Origin of the sequence: Burkholderia sp. RF2-non_BP3, from assembly GCF_001522185.1 — a bacterium.
Classification (GTDB): Bacteria; Pseudomonadota; Gammaproteobacteria; order Burkholderiales; family Burkholderiaceae; genus Burkholderia; species Burkholderia diffusa.
The window spans coordinates 87,912-110,158 of sequence record NZ_LOSU01000024.1 but is presented as its reverse complement, the minus strand read 5'-3'; the positions used below and the strand labels follow the sequence as shown (position 1 = coordinate 110,158).

Annotated in this window: 17 protein-coding genes; 1 reads left to right on the top strand and 16 read right to left on the bottom strand. The window is 65.5% G+C overall.

Annotated elements, in window-relative coordinates:
* Positions 1 to 47: 47 nt before the first annotated feature.
* The 4 genes from WS45_RS09840 to hemE all read right to left on the bottom strand — a co-directional run bounded on the left by WS45_RS09840 (position 48) and on the right by hemE (position 9,385).
* A complete protein-coding gene (locus WS45_RS09840) occupies positions 48 to 1,187 on the bottom strand; it encodes a branched-chain amino acid ABC transporter substrate-binding protein (protein WP_059531190.1) in 1,140 nt (379 codons plus the stop codon).
* A gap of 84 nt (positions 1,188 to 1,271) precedes the next feature.
* Positions 1,272 to 5,204 (bottom strand): trifunctional transcriptional regulator/proline dehydrogenase/L-glutamate gamma-semialdehyde dehydrogenase, encoded by a 3,933-nt coding sequence (putA, locus tag WS45_RS09835; protein WP_059699594.1) that lies wholly within the window; start codon positions 5,202 to 5,204, stop codon positions 1,272 to 1,274.
* A 376-nt stretch (positions 5,205 to 5,580) separates the two neighbouring features.
* Complete coding sequence (locus tag WS45_RS09830; RefSeq protein WP_059691504.1) at positions 5,581 to 7,842, bottom strand: primosomal protein N'; 2,262 nt, start codon at positions 7,840 to 7,842, stop codon at positions 5,581 to 5,583.
* A gap of 448 nt (positions 7,843 to 8,290) precedes the next feature.
* Positions 8,291 to 9,385: a uroporphyrinogen decarboxylase gene (gene hemE, locus WS45_RS09825; RefSeq protein WP_279610106.1), complete on the bottom strand. Its 1,095-nt coding sequence runs from the start codon at positions 9,383 to 9,385 to the stop codon at positions 8,291 to 8,293.
* 149 nt (positions 9,386 to 9,534) lie between these two features.
* Between hemE and WS45_RS09820 the strand changes: the two genes are divergently transcribed.
* The gene (locus WS45_RS09820; protein ID WP_059699592.1) at positions 9,535 to 10,344 is read left to right on the top strand and encodes a transporter substrate-binding domain-containing protein; all 810 of its coding nucleotides are present in this window, start codon (positions 9,535 to 9,537) and stop codon (positions 10,342 to 10,344) included.
* Between the two features lie 702 nt (positions 10,345 to 11,046).
* On the opposite strand, the gene WS45_RS09815 is transcribed toward WS45_RS09820, so the two are convergent.
* The 12 genes from WS45_RS09815 to WS45_RS09765 all read right to left on the bottom strand — a co-directional run bounded on the left by WS45_RS09815 (position 11,047) and on the right by WS45_RS09765 (position 22,235).
* On the bottom strand, positions 11,047 to 12,774 hold the full coding sequence (locus WS45_RS09815; RefSeq protein WP_059699590.1) for an AMP-binding protein: 1,728 nt from the start codon (positions 12,772 to 12,774) through the stop codon (positions 11,047 to 11,049).
* Between the two features lie 259 nt (positions 12,775 to 13,033).
* Positions 13,034 to 13,459, bottom strand: a complete 426-nt coding sequence (locus WS45_RS09810) for a F0F1 ATP synthase subunit epsilon (RefSeq protein WP_006477288.1) — start codon at positions 13,457 to 13,459, stop codon at positions 13,034 to 13,036.
* Positions 13,460 to 13,563: 104 nt separating this feature from the next.
* Entirely contained in the window at positions 13,564 to 14,958 is a 1,395-nt protein-coding gene (gene atpD / locus WS45_RS09805) for a F0F1 ATP synthase subunit beta (RefSeq protein ID WP_059531206.1), read from the bottom strand.
* A 66-nt stretch (positions 14,959 to 15,024) separates the two neighbouring features.
* Positions 15,025 to 15,900, bottom strand: a complete 876-nt coding sequence (atpG, locus tag WS45_RS09800; protein ID WP_034188170.1) for a F0F1 ATP synthase subunit gamma — start codon at positions 15,898 to 15,900, stop codon at positions 15,025 to 15,027.
* Between the two features lie 69 nt (positions 15,901 to 15,969).
* Positions 15,970 to 17,511: a F0F1 ATP synthase subunit alpha gene (gene atpA, locus WS45_RS09795; protein WP_014895499.1), complete on the bottom strand. Its 1,542-nt coding sequence runs from the start codon at positions 17,509 to 17,511 to the stop codon at positions 15,970 to 15,972.
* A gap of 44 nt (positions 17,512 to 17,555) precedes the next feature.
* Positions 17,556 to 18,095, bottom strand: a complete 540-nt coding sequence (locus WS45_RS09790) for a F0F1 ATP synthase subunit delta (protein ID WP_014895498.1) — start codon at positions 18,093 to 18,095, stop codon at positions 17,556 to 17,558.
* A 2-nt stretch (positions 18,096 to 18,097) separates the two neighbouring features.
* Positions 18,098 to 18,568: a F0F1 ATP synthase subunit B gene (locus WS45_RS09785; protein WP_006477283.1), complete on the bottom strand. Its 471-nt coding sequence runs from the start codon at positions 18,566 to 18,568 to the stop codon at positions 18,098 to 18,100.
* Positions 18,569 to 18,697: 129 nt separating this feature from the next.
* Entirely contained in the window at positions 18,698 to 18,967 is a 270-nt protein-coding gene (atpE, locus tag WS45_RS09780) for a F0F1 ATP synthase subunit C (RefSeq protein ID WP_006482730.1), read from the bottom strand.
* Between the two features lie 75 nt (positions 18,968 to 19,042).
* On the bottom strand, positions 19,043 to 19,894 hold the full coding sequence (atpB, locus tag WS45_RS09775; protein ID WP_059531209.1) for a F0F1 ATP synthase subunit A: 852 nt from the start codon (positions 19,892 to 19,894) through the stop codon (positions 19,043 to 19,045).
* A gap of 110 nt (positions 19,895 to 20,004) precedes the next feature.
* Positions 20,005 to 20,532 (bottom strand): ATP synthase subunit I, encoded by a 528-nt coding sequence (locus WS45_RS09770; protein WP_059531211.1) that lies wholly within the window; start codon positions 20,530 to 20,532, stop codon positions 20,005 to 20,007.
* A gap of 65 nt (positions 20,533 to 20,597) precedes the next feature.
* On the bottom strand, positions 20,598 to 20,984 hold the full coding sequence (locus tag WS45_RS35625; protein WP_179950361.1) for a hypothetical protein: 387 nt from the start codon (positions 20,982 to 20,984) through the stop codon (positions 20,598 to 20,600).
* A 120-nt stretch (positions 20,985 to 21,104) separates the two neighbouring features.
* Positions 21,105 to 22,235: an SLC13 family permease gene (locus tag WS45_RS09765; RefSeq protein ID WP_059699588.1), complete on the bottom strand. Its 1,131-nt coding sequence runs from the start codon at positions 22,233 to 22,235 to the stop codon at positions 21,105 to 21,107.
* Positions 22,236 to 22,247 lie beyond the last annotated feature (12 nt).

The following is a 22,247-nucleotide window of genomic DNA, read 5'->3' as shown; positions in this document are numbered from 1 at the left end:
GTGCCCGGCGCGGCGCCCTTCGACGCCGCCGGCGACTCACGCCATGCTTACTTGCCGCCGATGCTCTTCAGCGGCTTCCACTCGCCCTTCTCGACCTTGTACATCGTGATGCCGCCGTTCTTCAGGTCGCCCTTCGCGTCGTACGCGACGTGCGACGACGTGACGCCGGCCATGTCGGTCTTCGCGAGCACCGGCAGGTACTTCGCCGGATCGGTCGAATCGGCCTTCTTCATCGCGTTGAGCATCGCCATCGCGCCGTCGTACGCGTACGGCGAGTACGTCTGCACGTCTTCGCCGAAGCGCTTCTTGTACTTGTCGGCGTAGGTCTTGCCGCCCGGCATTTCCTCGAGCGGCAGGCCTGCCAGCGATGCGATCGTGCCGTCGGCCGCGTTGCCCGCGATCTTCAGGAAGGTCGGCGTCTTCACCATTTCGCCGCTCATCAGCGGTGCGGTGATGCCGAGCGTCTTCATCTGCTTGACCATCGGCGCTGCCTGCGAATCCGCGCCGCCGTAGTAGACGAGATCCGGCTTCGCCGCCTTCAGCTTGGTCAGGATCGCCTTGAAGTCGACGGCCTTGTCGTTCGTGAATTCGCGGTCGACGATCGTCGCGCCGCCGGCCTTCGCGGCCTTCTCGAACTGGTCGGCGAGACCCTGGCCGTAGGCCGTGCGGTCGTCGACGATCGCGATCTTCTTCATGCCGAGATCCTTCGCCGCGAAGGTGCCCGCCACCGAGCCCTGCTGCGTGTCGGACGTCATCATGCGGAAGGTCGTCTTGTAACCCTGCTGCGTGTATTCCGGCGCCGTCGCCATCGCGATTTCCGGAATGCCGGCGTTCGCGTAGATGCGCGAGGCCGGAATCGTCGTGCCCGAGTTGAAGTGACCGAGCATGCCCTTGATGCCGTCGTCGACGAGCTTCTGCGCAACCGTCGTGCCGGTGCGCGGGTCAGCCTGGTCGTCCTGCGTCTCGAGCACGAACTTCACTGCCTTGCCGCCGATCTTCGGGTTCGTCGCGTTGAAGTCTTCCAGCGCGAGCGCGATCCCGTTCTGCATATCCTTGCCGTAGTGAGCCTGGGCGCCCGTCATCGGCCCTGCGTAACCGATCTTCACGTCGTCCGCATGGGCCGTCCCCGCAAGCGACATGACGGCGACGAACGTCGCGCCTGCCAGCTTTTTCATCGTGTGTTGCATAGCATCTCCTTGGTACCAGGGTAAATGGAGCGGCTTCGGGATCGCCTTGCCGCTTCCTTTGTTTGATCCGAACGGCAAGGATGGTCAGCCGATCGTCATCAAATTCGCATTGCCGCCCGCCGCGGCCGTGTTCACGCTCACCGAGCGCTCGGTCAGCAGGCGCTCGAGCGCGTAGTCTTCCGCGTCGCCGTTCTCGAACGCGCCCGCCGACACGCCCTGCACCGACACGATCGGGCCCGGCCGCTGCGCGACGTCCTTCACGAGCGTCTGCAGTTCGTCGCTGTCGCCTTCGAACAGCACCGCGTCGAACGGCGCGTCGGCCTGCTTGCGCACGGCCGCATGCGCCTTCAGCGCAGCCGGCAGCGCGGCGACCAGCGCCTCGCCCGCCGCGCCGACGAACAGCGCGCGGTTGCCCGTCGCCAGCACCGCCGCGAACTGCGCGCGCGCGCCGCCCGGCGTGGCCGCGACACACAGCACCGTGCCGCGCGGGCCGAGTGTATACGTGTTTCGCTCGCCCGTCGGCCCGGTCAGCACCGCGGTCGCACCGGCCGGCACCTGCGCCAGATAGCCGTCGCAACGTGCGGCCAGCGCCGGCTCGCGCTGCTCGATCAGCCAGTCGCGCAGCGCGGTGAGCGCCGCCGCCGGGTTGCTGCGCTGTTCGCCGTCAACCGCGCCGTCCGCGATCAGCGTCTGCGCGAGCGAACGCGGCAGGCCCGACGGACGCGTCGCGAGCAGACGCTGCAGGTACAGCGCGCCGCCTGCCTTCGGACCCGTGCCCGACAGCCCTTCGCCGCCGAACGGCTGCACGCCGACCACCGCGCCGATCACGTTGCGGTTCACGTAGATGTTGCCGACGTGCGCGTTCGAGATCACGTGCGCGATCGTCTCGTCGATCCGCGTGTGGATGCCGAGCGTCAGGCCGTAACCCGTCGCGCGGATCTGCTCGAGCAGCTTGTCGAGCTGGCTGCGGCGATAGCGCACGACGTGCAGCACCGGGCCGAACACTTCACGCTTCAATTCGTCGATGCTGCCGATCTCGATCAGCGTCGGCGGCACGAACGTGCCGTGCGCACAGGCTTCCGGCGACGGCAGCTGCGTGACCGCGTGGCCCTTCTCCTTCATCGCCGCGACGTGCGTGTCGATCGTCTGCTTCGCTTCGGCGTCGATCACCGGGCCGACGTCGGTCGACAGACGGTCCGGGTTGCCGAGCGCCAGCTCGTGCATCGCGCCCTTGAGCATCGTCAGCGTGCGGTCCGCGACGTCGTCCTGCAGACACAGAACGCGCAGCGCCGAACACCGTTGACCGGCCGAGTCGAACGACGACTGCATCACATCGGCGACGACCTGCTCCGCGAGCGCCGACGAGTCGACGATCATCGCGTTCTGGCCGCCCGTTTCCGCGATCAGCGGAATCGGCTTGCCGTCCGGGTCGAGGCGCGCGGACAGCGTCTTGTTGATCAGGCGCGCGACTTCGGTCGAGCCGGTGAACATCACCGCGCGCGTGCGCGGATCGGCGACCAGCGCCGCGCCGACGGTCTCGCCGGTGCCCGGCAGCAGCTGCACCGCGCCGGCCGGCACGCCGGCCTCGCGCAGCAGGCGCACGGCCTGGGCGGCGATCAGCGGCGTCTGTTCGGCCGGCTTCGCGAGCACCGTGTTGCCGGCCGCAAGCGCGGCGGCCACCTGGCCCATGAAGATCGCGAGCGGGAAGTTCCACGGGCTGATACAGACCACGGGGCCGAGCGGACGGTGCGTGTCGTTCGAGAATTCGTCGCGGATCTGCGCCGCGTAGTAGCGCAGGAAGTCGACGGCTTCGCGAATTTCGGCGATCGCGTTCGGCAGCGACTTGCCGGCTTCGCGCACGATCAGGCCCATCAGCGTGTGCATCTGCGCTTCGAGCAGGTCGGCCGCGCGCACCAGGCAGTCGGCGCGCGCATCGACGGGCGTCGCCTGCCAGATCGGCGCGGCAGCCACGGCATGCGCGAGCGCCGCGCTCACGTGTTCGGCCGTCGCTTCGCTGACGGTGCCGACCAGGTCGCGCTGATCGGCCGGGTTGCGCACGTCGCGCGCCGGGGCGTCGGCGAGCGCGTCGTCGGCGAGCATCGGCGCCGCGCGCCACGGATGGTGCGCGCTCGCGAGCAGCGCGGACGACAGCGACGCGAGACGATGTTCGTTCGACAGGTCGAGGCCCATCGAGTTGGGACGCTCGTCGCCGTACAGGTTGCGCGGCAGCGGGATCTTCGCGTGCGGCGCGCCGAGCGGCACGACCTTCGACGCCTCGTCGACCGGATCGGCGACCAGTTCCTTCACCGACACGGTTTTATCCGCGATGCGGTTCACGAACGACGTGTTCGCGCCGTTCTCCAGCAGGCGGCGCACGAGGTACGCGAGCAGCGTTTCATGCGTGCCGACCGGCGCGTACACGCGGCACGGACGGTTCAGCTTGTCGCGGCCCGTGACTTCCTCGTACAGCGGCTCGCCCATCCCGTGCAGGCACTGGAATTCGTACTGGCCGGGGTAGTAGTTCTGGCCGGCCAGGTGATAGATCGCGGCCAGCGTGTACGCGTTGTGCGTCGCGAACTGCGGGTAGACGGCGTCGGGCGCCGCGAGCAGCTTCTTCGCGCACGCGAGGTACGACACGTCCGTGTAGATCTTGCGCGTGTAGACCGGATAGCCTTCGAGGCCGTCGACCTGCGCACGCTTGATTTCGGTATCCCAGTACGCGCCCTTCACCAGACGGATCATCAGGCGGTGACGGCTGCGGCGCGCGAGGTCGATCAGGTAGTCGATCACGAACGGGCAACGCTTCTGATAGCCCTGCACGACGAAGCCGATGCCGTTCCAGCCCGCGAGTTCCGGGTCGAAGCACAGCGCTTCCAGCAGGTCGAGCGACAGCTCGAGACGGTCGGCTTCTTCAGCGTCGATGTTCAGGCCGATGTCGTAGCGGCGCGCGAGCAATGCGAGCGCGCGCACGCGCGGCAGCAGCTCGCTCATCGTGCGGTCCTGCTGCGAGCGCGAGTAGCGCGCGTGCAGCGCCGACAGCTTGATCGAGATGCCCGGGCCTTCGTAGATGCCGCGGCCGCCGGCCGCCTTGCCGATCGCATGGATCGCCTGCTCGTACGATGCGTAGTAGCGTTGCGCGTCCTCTTCGGTCGTCGCCGCTTCGCCGAGCATGTCGTACGAGTAGCGGAAGCCGCGCGCTTCGTACTTGCGGCTGTTCGCGAGCGCTTCGGAAATCGTCTCGCCGGTGACGAACTGCTCGCCCATCAGGCGCATCGCCATGTCGACGCCCTTGCGGATCAGCGGCTCGCCGCCGCGGCCGATCAGGCGCGTGAGCGCCGACGACAGGCCCGCTTCGCTGTTGGTCGTCACGAGCTTGCCGGTGATCATCAGGCCCCAGGTCGCCGCGTTCACGAACAGCGACGGCGCATGGCCGACGTGCGAGCGCCAGTCGCCCTTGCTGATCTTGTCGCGGATCAGCGCATCGCGGGTCGCGCGATCGGGAATGCGCAGCAGCGCTTCGGCGAGACACATCAGCGCGACGCCTTCCTGGCTCGACAGCGAGAACTCGTGGATCAGCCCCTCGACGCCGCCGCCCGAGCTCTTCTCGCGCAGCGCCTCGACGAGCTGCGTCGCGAGCGTCTGCACGTCGGCCTGCAGGTTCGCGGGCAGGCGCGCCTGGCCCAGCAGGAACGGCACGCATTCCGGCTCGGGGCGGCGATACGCGGCCGTGATCGCCGCGCGCAGCACCGATTGCGGCTGCACGTTCTGGGCGAACTCGAGGAACGGATGCGGCGAGTTGTCGTCGTCGCCGTCCACCGCCTGGCCGTCGGCAAGCTCCGTCACGCCGCTGCTGCCCGACAGTTCGGGCGGCAGCTGGCCGTGCTCGATCCGCTCGAGATACGCGAAGATCGCCTGCTTGATCAGCCAGTGGGGAGTGCGCTCGAGACGCGCCGCCGCGTCTTTCAGGCGCGAGCGGAGAAGGTCGTCGACTTTGACGCCGAGAGTCGTGCTTGCCATGGTGGGTTCGTGCGCCGGTGCGAGCCCGGCAATGTGGTGTGAGAGGATGCGCGAAATCCTACGGCACGCAATAAAAAGGTGCAACCGAATTGATGGATTGGTTGCACCCACAAGTTATTCAATATAATCAGCCACTTATGAGGTTGCAACCTAGGGGTTGCCCGTGGTCGGCGGATCGGTGTTTTCCCTGATCGGGTCAAGTTGGCGCACTTGGGCAACCCGTGGCGTGCACCACCAAGGGGAAAAGCGGGTTGCACTGTGCGTGGCGGCGGGTAATGCAGGCGGGTGTGGGACGGGCCGGGAGGAGGATCGCGCGGGTCGGTGGGTCCGGCCGGCTCGATATCGGCATGCGGCACGGCGGCCGCACGCGCACCGCTCAGATATCGAGCGGATCGACCTCGACGCTCCACCGCAGCACGCCCTTCAGCGCGCGCAGTTCCGGCTGCCATGCGCGCAGCGCATGCTGCAGTGCCGCCCGCGACGCGCTTTCCAGCAGCAACTGCGCGCGGTGGACGTTCGCGACCTTGACGATCGTCATCGGCACCGCGTCGTAGACGGTCACGCGATCGGCGCCCGGCAGCCCCGGCAACGCGGCCGCGGCCTGCAGCAGGAACGCGAGCGCCGCGTCGAGCGTGCGTCCTTCGGCGCGCAGCAGCGCCTGGTAGACGAACGGCGGCAGGTGCGCGTCGCGGCGCTCGCCGAGCGTCGAATTCGCGAAGCCGACGTAATCCTGCCGGCCGAGCGCGTGATACAGCGCGTGACGCGGATAGCGCGTCTGCACGAGCACCTCGCCCGGCAGTCCGGCGCGCCCCGCGCGGCCGCTCACCTGCATCAGCTGCGCGAACAGCCGCTCGCTCGCGCGGAAGTCGTGCGAGAACAGCGCGGTGTCGGCATTGAGCACGCCGACGAGCGATACGCGCTGGAAGTCGTGCCCCTTCGCGATCATCTGCGTGCCGACCAGGATGTCGACTTCACCGGCGTGCACATCCGAGAACAGCGCCTGCGCACTGCCCTTGCGTCGCGTGCTGTCCGCGTCGATCCGCAGTATCCGTGCGCCCGGCACGGCCTCGGCGAGCGCCTCCTCGATGCGCTGCGTGCCGCGCCCGAGCGGCGCGATATCGACGTTCCCGCATTCCGGGCACGACCGCGGAATGCGCGCTTCCCAGCCGCAGTGATGACAGCGCAGTGCATGTTCAGGCTTGTGCAGCACGACGTAAGCGCTGCAGCGCGGGCAACCGGCGACCCAGCCGCATGCGTCGCACGCGAGCTGCGGCGCGTAACCGCGCCGGTTCAGGAACACGAGGCTCTGTTCGCCGCGCTCGAGCCGTGCCTTCAACGCCGCGACGAGCGGCCCCGACAGCCCGCCCATCGACGCGCGCCCGCGCCGCCGTTCCTCTTCGAGATCGATGAGCCGCACGGTCGGCAACGTCGCGTCGGCCACCGCGCGGCGCGACAGCGTGAGCCGCGTATAGCGGCCCTGATCGGCCTGCCACCAGCTCTCGAGCGACGGCGTCGCCGAACCGAGCACGACCGGAATGCCAAGATGCTTCGCGCGCCACACGGCAAGATCGCGCGCCGAATAGCGCAGCCCTTCCTGCTGCTTGTACGCGGGTTCGTGCTCCTCGTCGACGACGATCAGTGCGAGCGTCGGCAGCGACGCGAGCACCGCGAGCCGCGTGCCGAGCACGATCCGCGCGCGGCCCGTGTGTGCGGCGAGCCAGTTGCGCGCCCGCTCGCCCTCCGCGAGCCCGCTGTGCAGCGTGACGATCGCGTCGTCGGCGAGCGTGCCCGCGAAGCGTGCGCGAAACGCGGCCTCGAATTGCGGCGTCAGGTTGATTTCGGGCACGAGCACGAGCGCCTGCGCGTCGGGCCGCGCATCGAGCAGCGCGGCGAGCGCATGCAGATAGACCTCGGTCTTGCCGCTCCCGGTCACGCCATGCAGCAGGAACGGCGCGAAACCCTGCGCGGCCCGGATCGCGTCGAGTGCCTCCGCCTGCTGATCGGTGAGCGCCGGCGGCACAGTTCGTCCACTGGTTGTCGACAGGTTATCCACAGCTTTGGGCACAGGCGCGTCGGCCCAGCCGATTTCCTCGACAGCGACCCAGCCGCGCGCCGCCCAGTCGTCGAGCGTGGCGGCGGCCTTCGGATGCAACGCACGCGCATCGGGCAACGTCATCGAATCGGTGTCGGCGAGCGCCTGCGCGAGCCGCCGCAGCGCGGCCCCGCGCGCCGGCAGTGCGTCGGGCAGCGCCGCGCGGCCGGCTTCGGTCAGCCGGTAGCGCACCTCGGGCGCCAGCAGCCGGCCCCAGCGCTCCGCGTCGCGCAGCGCCTGCGGCAACGCCGGCAGCGCAACTTCGCCGCGACCGCGCTGGTAGTAATCGGCCGCGAACGACACCAGCGCGAGCCAATCCGGCGCGAGCGGCGGCAGCTCGGTACAAATCGCGTCGATCGCCCGCAACCGGGACGGCGGCACGTCGGTGTGAGTCGTCACTTCGCAGACGAGACCGACAACCTGCCGCTTGCCGAACGGCACCTGCACCAGGGTGCCGGGCTCGGGCGCCGGCTGGACGTCGCAGCGGTAGTCGAACAGGGTGGCGAGCGGATGGTCGAGGGCGACCCTGAGGTAAGTGCCGTCCATCACCGCGCTCCGGCGACAGCGCGAGGCGCACCGACGGCTTGCACCCGGGCCCGCGCCACGGTGGCGAACTTAAAGTAAAACTTCAGATTCGGCGCTAAGTTTTGGATTCGCATTAGGAATCGCCGTATACCCTGACCAGCCTGTGGATAACTTTGTTGAGAACTCGCCGTTCAACAGCCGCGAAGCGCGCGGGGCCGTGCTTTCCGCTGTTTTCGGCCGCCCTCGACCGCGCCCCGCGGAGCCTTATTCCATAAGGCTGCTATTCAAATTACGAAACCATAGCGAGACAATTCGACCGATACAGAGCTCTACCGCGCTGCAACGTGGAAAATGTGTATAAGTCAAGTCTTGACAAGCCTTGAATCGGCAACCGGTGCGGGGTTGCGCCCTGTTTAGCGCCGACAGCGAAACGCCGTCACCCCGCAGTGCAGCATGACACCACTTGCGCTCAGCCCGCCGCTCCGCTACGGATCTTGCGGCTGTGGGTGTGCACTTCGTCGACGAGTTCGGCGACGTGGTCGGGCGACGTGAACTGCGAAATGCCGTGGCCGAGGTTGAATACGTGCCCCGGATGATTGCCGTAGCTGTCGAGCACCGCGCGCGCCTGCTCGCGCACCACGGCCGGCGGCGCAAACAGGATCGTCGGGTCGAGGTTGCCCTGCAGCGCGACGCGCCCGGCGACGCGTTCGCGCGCGGCGCCGAGATTGACGGTCCAGTCGAGGCCGACCGCGTCGACGCCGGTCGCCGCGATTTCCTCGAGCCACAGCCCGCCGCCCTTCGTGAACGTGATCACCGGCACGCGCTCGCCGTCGTGCTCACGCTTCAGTTGCGCGACCACGCGACGGATGTAGTCCAGCGAGAAGCGCTGGTATGCGCCGTCCGCCAGCGCGCCGCCCCACGTATCGAAAATCATCACGGCCTGCGCGCCGGCTTCGATCTGCGCGTTCAGGTACGCGGCCACGGCCTGCGCGTTCACGTCGAGGATCCGGTGCATCAGGTCGGGGCGCGAATACGCCATCGACTTCACGGTGCGGAAATCGTCCGACCCGCCGCCTTCGACCATGTAGCACGCGAGCGTCCACGGGCTGCCCGAGAAGCCGATCAGCGGCACGCGCTGACGGCCCTGGCCGTCGGTCAGCGCGCGGCGGATCTCGCGCACGGCGCCCGTCACGTAGCCGAGCGTCTCCTCGATGTCCGGCACCGCGAGCTTCGCGACGTCGGCCTCGGTGCGCACCGGATGCGCGAACTTCGGCCCTTCGCCGACCTGGAAGTCGAGGCCGAGACCCATCGCGTCGGGGATCGTCAGGATGTCCGAGAACAGGATCGCGGCGTCGAGCGGGAAGCGCTCGAGCGGCTGCAGCGTCACTTCGGTCGCGTAGTCGGGATTCTTCGCGAGGCCGAGGAAGCTGCCGGCGCGCGCGCGCGTCGCGTTGTATTCGGGCAGATAGCGGCCGGCCTGACGCATCAGCCAGATCGGCGTGTAGTCGGTCGGCTCGCGCAGAAGCGCACGCAGGAAGGTGTCGTTGAGCAGGGTATGGGCCACGGTAGGAGCGACGATGCGAAGGCAAAGCGGCATTTTACCGGAGCGCGGCCGCACGGCCGCGTATGCCGATGCGATGGCGGCCATATGACGCGCGCGATGGCTCCGCTATGATCGGACGCTGATATCGAATCGAACGAAGGAGGAGACCGATGAAGACATTCGCCACGCTGGCCACGCTCACCGCTGCGATGCTTTGCTGCGCCGCCGCGCACGCGCAGGGTACGACCGCGACGGCGGCCCCGACCGCCGCAGCCGTCGGCTCGCGGCTCGACGACGTGGTCGCACGCGGCACGCTGCGCGTGTGCACGACGGGCGACTACAAGCCGTATTCGTACCACCGGACGGACGGCCGTTTCGAGGGCATCGACATCGACATGGCCGAGTCGCTCGCGAAATCGCTCGGCGTGAAGGCCGACTTCGTGAAGACGAGCTGGTCGAACCTCACCAACGACTTCGTCGCGAAGTGCGATATCGCGGTGGGCGGCGTGTCGACGACACTCGAGCGCCAGAAGCGCGTGTTCTTCACGCAGCCGTACGTGGTCGACGGCAAGACGCCGATCGTGCGCTGCGCGGATGCCGACAAGTACCAGACCGTCGCGCAGATCGACCGGCCCGAGACCCGCGTGATCGTGAACCCGGGCGGCACCAACGAGCGCTTCGCGAAGCAGTTCTTCACGCATGCGAACCTGAGCGTCTATCCGGACAACGTGACGATCTTCAAGCAGATCCTCGCGGGCAAGGCGGACGTCATGGTGACGGATGCGTCCGAGACGCTGCTGCAGCAAAAGCTGAATCCGGGCCTGTGCTCCGTGCATCCGGACAAGCCGTTCCAGTTCGGCGAAAAGGCGTACATGGTGCCGCGCGACGACGTCGTGTTCCAGCAGTACGTCGACCAGTGGCTGCACCTGGCGCTGTCGTCCGGCGAATACCAGGCGATCTCCGACAAGTGGCTGAAGTGAGCACGAGCGCTCGCCCAACAAGCGGCCGATAACCGGCAGGGACGCCGTCATTGCCGCCGGCCGGGCGCACCGCCGTTACACATCGGCGTGGCGCCCGGCCGGCGCGAAATCGCGAAAACCGGCCGAATGGCCGACTATCGCGTGCCCCAATCACGTTTCAAAATCTTTCCGACGAATGATTCGTCGGATGCGGTATCTGCCGCGCGATGCGCATTCCAGCGTGTAAATCGGCAATTCATCGACTTCGATACGCATGAAAAACGCATTACGCGCACCCGATGAAAACTCTGCGGAAAAGATGGGTAAATATGACCTTTTTCAGGACCCCGAAAACAGCAAAAAATCCCGGAAAGCCTTATCTGGCGGGCGTTACAACCTGAAACACTTTGTTACCGCGAGGGGTCATTAATTCGCCCACAATGGCCTCAACGGTTTCAACACGGATGCGGTCTCGTGTGCCAAGTGTGAGCGGACGCGAAGCGCTGCGAGCCAGTCGGTCACGTACCGAAGCCCTTCCGAGGGGCATCCCTGTTGGAGTCGTTTCCGGCCCCCGCCGGACTCGGTTTCATCTTTGGTCTCCTCGCGCTAACCCCGTAGCGTGTGGTTTTTAGCGGGCTAATAAGCCCGCTTTTTTTCGTCCATCGAAAACGCAACGGCCCGCAGGCCGTCGCGTTCGTCCCGCCGCCGGGCCGCTCGGTCGTTTCAAGCGGTCTTCTGCACGTCGAGCTTCAGTTCGTCGATCATCCGTTCGCGCATCACGAACTTCTGCACCTTGCCCGTCACCGTCATCGGCAGCTCGTCGACGAAGCGGATGTAGCGCGGAATCTTGTAGTGCGCGATCTGGCCGCTGCAGAACGCGCGCACGTCGTCCTCGGTCATCTGCTCGTCCGCGCGCAGCACGATCCACGCGCACAGCTCCTCGCCGTATTTCGCGTCGGGCACGCCGAACACCTGCGCGCTCTGAATCTTCGGATGCCTGAACAGGAATTCCTCGATCTCGCGCGGATACACGTTCTCGCCGCCGCGAATCACCATGTCCTTCAGCCGGCCGACGATGTTGCAATAGCCGTCGGCGTCGAGCGTCGCGAGGTCGCCCGTATGCATCCAGCCGTCGACCAGCACCTCGCGTGTCTTCGCGTCGTCGTCCCAGTAGCCGAGCATCACCGAATAGCCCTTCGTGCACAGCTCGCCGGTCGCGCCGACCGGCACGATCTCGCCGTTCGGGTCGACGATCTTCACCTCCAGGTGCGGCTGGATGCGGCCGACCGTCGTCGTGCGCTTTTCGAGCGGGTCGTCTGTCGAGCTCTGGAACGACACGGGGCTCGTCTCCGTCATCCCGTATGCGATCGTGATCTCGGACAAATGCATCTGCGACACGACGCGCTTCATCGTCTCGATCGGGCACGGCGAGCCGGCCATGATCCCGGTGCGCAGCGTCGACAGGTCGAACTTCGCGAAGTCCGGATGATCGAGCTCCGCGATGAACATCGTCGGCACGCCGTGCAGCGCGGTGCAGCGCTCGTCGGCGACGGCCGCGAGCGTCGCGACCGGATCGAACGCCTCGCCGGGGAACACCATCGCCGCGCCCTTCGACACGCACGCGAGCACGGCCAGCACCATCCCGAAGCAGTGATACAGCGGCACCGGGATGCAGAGCGAATCCTGCTCGGTGAAGCGCATCGCCATCGCGATCGAGCGCGCGTTGTTGACGACGTTGCGGTGCGTGAGCGTCGCGCCCTTCGGGCTGCCGGTCGTGCCGCTGGTGAACTGGATGTTGATCGGATCGGTGGCCGCGAGCGTCGCGCCGATCGCGTCGAACCGCGCGACATCGAGCGTGCCGCGGCCGCGCGCCATCACGTCCGCGAAGCGGAACATGCCGGCCGGCGCGACCTCGCCCATCGACACGACCGTGCGCAGGCTCGGCACGCGCGCCGCATGCAGGTCGCCCGGCGTCGCGCTCGCGAGTTCCGGCGCGATGGTCTGCAGCATCTCGACGTACGCCGATGTCTTGAAGCGCTCGGCCGCGATCACGGCCTTGCAGCCGACCTTGTTCAGCGCGTATTCGAGTTCCGCGAGCCGGTAGGCCGGGTTGATGTTGACGAGGACCGCGCCGATGCGCGCGGTCGCGAACTGCGTGAGCAGCCATTCGCTGCGGTTCGGCGACCAGATGCCGACGCAATCGCCCTTCACGATCCCGAGCGCGGCGAGGCCCGCCGCGAGCACGTCGACCTCGTGCGCGAACGCGCGCCAGGTCCAGCGCACCTGCTGTTCGCGGAACACGACGGCCGGGCGATCGGGAAAGCGGCCCGCCGTGTCGAGCAGGAACCGGCTGATCGTCGCGTCGGATAGCGGCACGTCGGTCGCGCCGCGCACGTACGACAGTCCGTTTTCGGGCGCGATCAGCGCCCCCTTGCCAAGGTCTGCTGCCATCGATGTCTCCGTCCGTTTTTGTCTGATCGGCCCGGCACGCGGCTGACGCGCGCGCCTGCTCCGCCGCGATCGCGGCGGACTGCCTCTGCCCGGATGATGCCGCGCTCTGCTGACGCCACTCTGACATCAAATCGCGGCGGGCGGATGAAATAGCACGACCGGACGATACAATGCGGCCCGCAAAAAAACAGACGAAAACGACGGACGAAAAAAAAGCAGCCCGCAGGCTGCTTTCTTTCGCGGGATACGCGCGCGCGGCTCAGTGCCGGCTGCGAATCTTCGCCAGACGCTGGATCGCTTCGAGCTGCGCCATCGCGGTCGCGAGCTCGGATTGCGCCTTTGCGAGGTCGAGGTCCGACTTCGCGTTCTGCAGCGTTTCCTCGGCACGCTTGCGCGCTTCCTCGGCTTTCGCCGCGTCGAGGTCCTTGCCGCGGATCGCGGTATCGGCGAGCACCGTCACGGCGCCCGGCTGCACTTCGAGAATGCCGCCTGCGACGAACACGAATTCGTCGTTGCCGCCCTCGACTTCGATGCGCACCGCACCCGGACGAATCCGCGTGATCAGCGGCGTGTGACCCGGCAGAATACCCAGCTCACCCGTTTCGCCCGGCAGCGCGACGAATTTCGCCTCGCCCGAGAAGATCTGCTCTTCCGCGCTGACGACGTCTACTTTGATGGTTGCCATATCGACTCCTGGTTGAGCGTATTACGTGGGCGCCCGCCCGTGAAAAGATGCCGTCGAGACATCCTTCACGAACGCACGGGCGCCCGCTGCGTTACACCCGACCTTTACTGGATCTTCTTGGCCTTTTCGAAGGCTTCGTCGATCGTGCCGACCATGTAGAACGCCTGTTCCGGCAGGTGGTCGCACTCGCCGTCGACGATCATCTTGAAGCCACGGATCGTTTCCTTCAGCGGCACGTACTTGCCCGGCGAGCCCGTGAACACTTCAGCGACGTGGAACGGCTGCGACAGGAAACGCTGGATCTTACGAGCGCGCGCGACCGACAGCTTGTCTTCCGGCGACAGTTCGTCCATGCCCAGAATCGCGATGATGTCGCGCAGTTCCTTGTAGCGCTGCAGCGTCTGCTGAACGCGACGGGTGATCGAGTAGTGCTCTTCACCGATCACGTTCGGGTCGATCTGGCGCGACGTCGAGTCGAGCGGGTCGACCGCCGGGTAGATACCCAGCGAAGCGATGTCACGCGACAGAACGACGGTTGCGTCCAGGTGGCCGAAGGTGGTTGCCGGCGACGGGTCGGTCAAGTCGTCCGCAGGGACGTACACGGCCTGGACCGACGTAATCGAGCCCTTCTTGGTCGACGTGATGCGTTCCTGCAGCTTGCCCATTTCTTCAGCCAGCGTCGGCTGATAGCCCACTGCCGACGGCATACGGCCGAGCAGTGCCGACACTTCGGTACCGGCCAGCGTGAAACGGTAGATGTTGTCGACGAAGAACAGCACGTCGAGGCCTTCGTCACGGAAGTGCTCGGCCATCGTCAGGCCGGTCAGCGCGACGCGCAGACGGTTGCCCGGCGGCTCGTTCATCTGGCCGTACACCAGCGCGACCTTGTCGAGAACGTTCGAGTCCTTCATTTCGTGGTAGAAGTCGTTCCCTTCACGGGTACGCTCGCCCACGCCCGCGAACACGGAGTAACCGCCGTGTTCCTTCGCGATGTTGTTGATGAGCTCCATCATGTTGACGGTCTTGCCCACGCCAGCACCGCCGAACAGGCCAACCTTGCCGCCCTTCGCGAACGGGCAGATCAGGTCGATGACCTTGATACCCGTTTCGAGCAGTTCGGTCGACGGCGACAGTTCGTCGAACGCCGGAGCCTTCTGGTGGATCGAACGCGTGTGTTCGCTTTCGATCGGGCCGGCTTCGTCGATCGGACGGCCGAGCACGTCCATGATACGACCGAGGGTCGGCTTGCCGACCGGCACCGAAATCGGCTTGCTCGTGTTCTTCACGGTCAGGCCGCGGCGCAGGCCGTCGGATGCACCCAGACAAATGGTACGGACCACGCCGTCGCCCAGCTGCTGCTGGACTTCGAGCGTCAGTTCCGAGCCATCGAGAATGAGCGCGTCGTAGATCTTCGGCATGCTGTCGCGCGGGAATTCCACGTCGATAACGGCGCCGATGCACTGTACGATCTTGCCTTCTACCAAAGCAGCAGTACTCATCGCTTTTCCTTTAAATACCTGATTCTTTACTCGCGCAAAGGCGCAGTTGTCGTCCCGGGCGCGCGCTTAAACAGCGGCTGCGCCGCCGACGATCTCCGACAGTTCTTTCGTAATCGCGGCCTGGCGGCTCTTGTTGTACACGAGCTGCAGTTCGCTGATCACCGTCTTCGCGTTGTCGGACGCGGCCTTCATCGCGACCATCCGCGCCGATTGCTCGGACGCCATGTTCTCCGCGACGGCCTGGTACACCAGCGCCTCGACGTAACGCACGAGCAGTTCGTCGACGACTGCCTGCGCGTCCGGCTCGTAGATGTAGTCCCACGACGTGGCCGGCGTACCGTCATCGGCTTCGAAGTGTTCCGACGACAGCGGCAGCAGCTGCTCGATCACGGCTTCCTGCTTCATCGTGTTGACGAAGCGCGTGTAAGCGATATAAACCGCCGACAGCTTGCCTTCCGAGTACAGATCGAGCTGCGTCTTCACGGCGCCGATCAGCTTGTCCAGATGCGGGGTGTCGCCGAGGTGCACGACCTGCGACATCACCTTCGCGCCGAAGCGGTTCAGGAACCCGAGGCCCTTGCCGCCGATCGCGGTGGCTTCGACCTTCTGGCCCTTCTCTTCCAGCTCCTTGAACTTCTGCACCGTCGCACGCAGCACGTTGGTGTTCAGACCGCCGCAAAGACCCTTGTCCGTCGTGACGAGGATGATGCCGGCCGTCTTCGCGCCGTCGTTTGCCACCATGAACGGGTGGCGGTACTCCGGGTTCGCGCGGCTCATGTGCGCGGCGATGGCACGGACCTTGTCTGCATACGGACGAGCGGCGCGCATGCGTTCCTGCGCGCGACGCATCTTCGATGCGGCCACCATCTCCATCGCCTTCGTGATCTTGCGCGTGTTCTGCACGCTCTTGATCTTGCCGCGAATTTCCTTCATTCCAGCCATAGCTTGCTCCTTGACCGAAGCGGCGCGGGCGCATCAGCACCCGCGCGGCCTCAGTGTGTCACTCGCGGATCAATAGGCACCGGACTTCTTGAAGGATTCGATCGCCGAGCGCAGTGCGCCTTCGTCGTCCTTCGAGAGATCCTTGGTGTCTTCGATGCGCTTGATGAGGTCAGCGTGGCTGGTCTTCAGGTTGTCGCGCAGGCCCTTCTCGAACGACAGCACTTGCTTGACGTCGAGATCGTCGAGGTAGCCGTTGTTCGCGGCGTACAGCGACACGGCCAGTTCCCACACCTGCAGCGGCTGGTACTGCGGCTGCTTCAGCAGTTCCGTCACGCGGCGGCCGCGCTCGAGCTGCTTGCGGGTCGCTTCGTCGAGGTCCGATGCGAACTGCGCGAATGCGGCCAGTTCACGGTACTGCGCGAGGTCGGTACGGATACCGCCCGACAGCTTCTTCACGACCTTCGTCTGAGCGGCGCCACCGACTCGCGACACCGACACGCCGGCGTTGATTGCCGGGCGGATGCCTGCGTTGAACAGGTCGGTTTCCAGGAAGATCTGGCCGTCGGTAATCGAGATCACGTTCGTCGGAACGAACGCGGTCACGTCGCCAGCCTGCGTTTCGATGACCGGCAGTGCCGTCAGCGAGCCGCTCTTGCCCTTCACTTCGCCGTTCGTGAACTTCTCGACGTACTCTTCCGACACGCGAGCAGCACGCTCGAGCAGACGCGAGTGCAGATAGAACACGTCACCCGGATATGCTTCACGGCCCGGCGGGCGGCGCAGCAGCAGCGAGATCTGACGGTATGCCCATGCTTGCTTGGTCAAGTCGTCATAGATGATCAGCGCGTCCTGGCCGCGGTCGCGGAAGTATTCGCCCATCGTGCAGCCGGCGTACGGTGCGAGGTACTGCATCGCTGCCGAATCCGAAGCCGAAGCGGCGACGACGATCGTGTATTCCATCGCGCCCGTTTCTTCGAGCTTGCGAACCACGTTCATGATCGACGAAGCCTTCTGGCCGATCGCGACGTAGATACAGATCAGGTCTTTGCCCTTCTGGTTGATGATCGCGTCGAGCGCCACCGCGGTCTTGCCGCACTGACGGTCGCCGATGATCAGCTCACGCTGGCCACGGCCGATCGGCACCATCGCGTCGATCGACTTGATGCCCGTCTGCACCGGCTGCGACACCGACTTACGCCAGATCACGCCCGGGGCGATCTTTTCGATCGCGTCGGTCAGCTTCGCGTTGACCGGGCCCTTGCCGTCGATCGGGTTGCCGAGCGCGTCGACCACGCGGCCGACGAGTTCCGGACCGACCGGGACTTCCAGAATGCGGCCCGTCGTCTTGACGATGTCGCCTTCCGAGATGTGTTCGTATTCGCCGAGAATCACCGCGCCGACCGAGTCGCGCTCGAGGTTCAGCGCGAGGCCGAACGTGTTGCCCGGAAACTCGAGCATTTCGCCCTGCATCACGTCCGACAGGCCGTGGATGCGCACGATACCGTCGGTCACGGAGATCACGGTGCCCTGGTTGCGAACGTCTGCGCTCGCTTCAAGGCCCTGGATCCGGCTCTTGATCAGCTCGCTGATCTCAGAGGGATTGAGTTGCATTATTCGCTCCTGATAGTCAATTCTGTTGCGTGCCGGCGTGGCGCTCAGGCGGTCAAGGCAGCCTGCATCGATGCGAGGCGCGCGCGAACCGAGGTGTCGAGCACTTCGTCGCCGACCGTCACGCGCACGCCGCCGATCAGCGACGAATCGACTTCGACCGTCGGCTTCAGCTTGCGCTTGAACTTGCGTTCGAGGCCAGAGACGAGGCTTTCGAGATCCGCGCCGTTCAGCGGGAACGCGCTCACGATCTCGGCGTCGGCTGCACCTTCGCGTTCGTTCTTGAGCGCCTCGAACTGCTCGGCGATTTCCGGCAGCAGCGCGATGCGATGATTGTCGACCAGCATCTGCACGAAGTTCTTCGCTTCGGCGCCAGCCGCGACCGGCGACTTCACCGCAGCAAGCAGCAGCTCGGCCACTTGCGTGCGCGTCACCTTCGGGCTCGACGCGACCGACAGCACTTCCGGCAGACGCGCAACCTGGGCCAGCTCTTGCACGAGCGTGGACCAGGCGGCGATGTCACCTCCCTCGGCCACGCGGAACAGCGCTTCTGCGTAAGGGCGGGCGATGGTTGCAAGTTCGGCCATGATCAGAGCTCGGCTTTCAGTTGATTCAGCAGTTGGGCGTGGGCCGTTTGATCGACTTCGCGCTTCAGGATCTGCTCGGCGCCCTTCACGGCCAGCGCGGCGACTTCGCCACGCAGCGCTTCGCGCGCCTTCACGATTTGCTGTTCTGCTTCCGCTTTCGCCTGGGCGACGATGCGGGCGGCTTCAGCCTGGGCGTTGGCCTTGATTTCCTCGGCGACCGCCTGGGCACGCTTTTCAGCGTCGGCGATGCGCTGCTGGCCGTCGTTGCGGGCCTGCGCGAGTTCCTGGTCCACGCGCTTGTGCGCTGCGTCGAGTTCCGCCTTGCCCTTCTCCGCGGCGGCGAGGCCGTCGGCGATCTTCTTCGAACGTTCGTCGAGGGCGTTGATCAACGGCGGCCACACGAACTTCATCGTGAACCACGCGAGGACCAGGAACACGACCATTTGCGCAAACAGAGTTGCGTTGAGATTCACGGTGTTTCCTTATCTGCTATTCCGGAAAAATGAAACGGTAAGGCGCTCATCGAGTTGCATTCGATCAGCGCCCCAAGTCTCCGTTCCGCCCTGCGCCGGCTTACGCCGGGCGCATATTTCCGAGGAACCTTAGCCTGCGAGCTTCGACAGGAGCGGGTTCGCGAACGCGAACAGCATTGCGACACCAACGCCGATCAGGAATGCAGCGTCGATCAGGCCGGCCAGCAGGAACATCTTCGTTTGCAGCGGGTTGATGAGTTCCGGCTGACGTGCGCAGGCTTCGATGTACTTGCCACCCATCAGCGCGATACCGATACAGGCGCCGATTGCACCCAGGCCGATGATGATGCCGATACCGATGGCGGTCAGACCCTGGATGTTGGCGATGTAAGCTTGCATGATCACTCCTTTGTGAAAAGACTTGGAACTGAGATTTAAAAAACTAAAACGGAAACTCTTTTTTGCACGCCGCGCTTAGTGCTTGTCGTGCGCCTGGCCGAGATACACCAGCGTCAGCATCATGAAAATGAATGCCTGCAACAGAACAATCAGGATGTGGAAGATTGCCCAGACGCTACCCGCGATCACGTGACCAATGAAGCCGAGGAACGTTGCGTCGCCACCGAAGCTCCACATGCTGCCGAGCAGGGCGATCAACAGGAACAACAGCTCACCCGCGTACATGTTGCCGAACAGCCGCATGCCGAGGGAAACGGTCTTTGCGAGATATTCGACGATGTTCAGCGCGAGGTTCGGGATCCACAGCAGCGGGTGGGCGCCGAACGGGGCCGACAGCAGCTCATGCACAAAGCCGCCCGCGCCCTTGATCTTGATGCTGTAGTAAATCATCAGGACGAACACGCCGAGCGCGATGCCGAGCGTGCCGTTCAGGTCGGCCGTCGGGACGATGCGATGGTGGGAAATCACGTCCGACAGACCGAGCAGGCCGATGACGCGGCCCGGCAGGTCGACGGGGAGGAAGTCGAGGGAGTTCATCAGCGCGACCCACACGAACACCGTGAGGGCGAGCGGAGCGATGAAGGTGCGGTTGCCGTGGACGATGGCCTTCGATTGATCCTCGACCATTTCGACGAGCATCTCGATCGCACACTGGAAACGGCCCGGCACGCCCGAGGTCGCCTTGCGGGCGGCCAGACGCAGCAGGACGATCGTCACGATACCGCACACGATCGACCAGAACAGCGTGTCGAGGTTCCAGACGTGGATGTCGAAAATCGACGTCTGATGCGAGGTGGAGAAATTCTGCAAGTGGTGCGCAATGTACTCGGACGGATCCGGACCGCGCGTGCCTTCGCTAGCTGCCATATCGTTAATGCCACCCAAATTGTCGAAAATCGTTTTGCCCCGTTCCGCAATACGCTATTGCGGGAACGGGCCGGTGCGGTTCGTTGTCGAAACCGCACGCTGCTTGTTGCTTACCGCCAGGCCAGCGCGATCCAGTACGTCTTCAGCACGACGAGGTAGGTGACGAGGAGCGCCGGCCAGTGCACGCCGGCATAGCCGTACGCCACTGCGGCGAACATCCCGATCGTCACGCCGAGCTTCAGGGCTTCGCCCATCACCCAGCTCATCACGGTGGCCGAACCACCTGCCTTCAGTCGTGCCACGAACAACGCGCTTGGCACCCAGCCGATCGCCCCGCCCAGAAACGCGGATTGCGCAGCGGCGCCCGGCGACTTTGAAAACAGCCACCACGCCAGCGTTGCAACCAGGGACAAGACCACCTGCGCGATCACCACCTTGTAGGGGGTCACGCGCGACGGCTTGCTCACGTTCGGACCGAACAGCCTCTCGGCTTCCGTCCGCGTGAGCGGAACGATGTTGTTATCTTGCAGCTCGGCATCCCAGTCGTCGTCATCGGACTCGCGCCGCTCGCCGGCCGCTGAAGCGGTGCGTTGCGCTCGGTGATCATCGTGCCTGTCGTTCGGCGCCTGACCCGCCATCGCAATCTTCCGCAAAATCCTTGAACCCGGCCCCAAGCTTTCCGAAAGCTTTCAGGGGTGCCTAGCTAACAAATCCGGGCGATTGTAAGCGATAGTTGCAGGTGATTCAAGGCTTTAGACGCGACAAAAACCAGCGTAAAACGACGCCTCATCATGTGAAAAACGCGCGCGTCGATGACGTACGATGACAGTTGTAAGGTCGGTTTTTCGTACCGGCATTTCTCGCCCAAAAAATGCGGACGCAACGAAATGACGTGACGGCGACGTGCGGTGCGGGCGCCGCCGACGTGGCGCGATGGCAGCAGGAATTCTGCTGTGACGCGAACACGGGAAACGATCCGACGCAGCGATGGGCAATAGAGGAAACACTGTGGCCACAGCGTCGAGCGCGATGCGCGAAATACGCTCGAACCTAGCGCGCCGATGCCCGCAATCAGTTGTTGCGCCGCCACAGTCGAACGACTGTGGCGGCGCAACACTTATCAACAGGCCCGGCCTCGCAACGACAAGGAACGCTGTGCGCCCTCCCCGCCAGGCTTGCGGCACGCGTGCGCCGCACTGATCCGCATCGCTCAGCCGTGAACGAGCAACCACGCACCCAGCGCCGCGCTCACGAGCGCGAACGGAATCGACACGAGGTGAAACGGCAGCCACATGCGCGGCTCCTTCGCGAGACGCACCGCGATCAGGTTCGCGAGCGAACCGATCGCGAAACCGAAGCCGCCGACCGATACGCCGAACGCGAGCGCCCGCCAGTCGCGCGTGAATTCCGACAGCAGGATCGCCGCCGGCACGTTGCTGATTCCCTGTGACACCACCGCGCCCGCCGCGAACACACGCAGCGGCGAATCGAGATGGGTTCGCGCGATCGCATCGTGGACGACGGGCAGCGCGGCCGCGCTGCGCAGCACAACGAACATCAGCACGAAGATCAGCAGCAGCAGCCAGTCGATCTTCAGGACTGCGTCACGTCTCGCCAGCAGCAGCGCGATCACGACGCCGATCAGGCCCGGCACGGGATTGTGCGCATCGGCGAGCAGCACGAACGCACCGAACAGCACCGCCGCAAGCAACGCATGCATGCGCTGCACGGGAACGGCCTGGACGTCTCCCGACAGATCGAGCGGCTTCGCGCGAAATGCGCACGCCGTCAGCACGAGCAGCAGCGCCATCAACGCCAGTGCAAGCGGCCCGAGCGTGACGACGAAGCGGCCGAACGACACGCCGCTCAATTGCCACAGGAAAAGGTTCTGGGGATTGCCGAGCGGGGTCGCGACGGACCCCGCGTTGACGGCCAGCGCGACCACGATCACGAGCCGCCGGAACGGCAGCGGCGTCAACGTGCGCAGCGATACCATCAGCGGCACGACGACGAACAACGCGACATCGTTGGTGAGCCACATCGCGAGCGCCGCCGCGAACACGACGAGCAGCATCGCGAGCCCGCGCTCGGAATGCACGTGATGCACGATGCGATGCGCGAGCCACATCAGGCACCCGGACAGCTCGAGCGCCTTGGTCAGCATCAGCAGACCCGCGAGCGTCGCGACGGTCTGCCAGTCGACGAGACCGACCAGTGCGCCAACTGGTTGCGGACGCAACCACTGCAGCACAATCAGCGCAAGCGCCAGCACCGTCAGTACGGGTTCCTGCAAAAGCCAGCCAAGCCACCGGCGCGGCGCCGGCGCGCCCGTGTTTTCCATCGATCGTGCCTC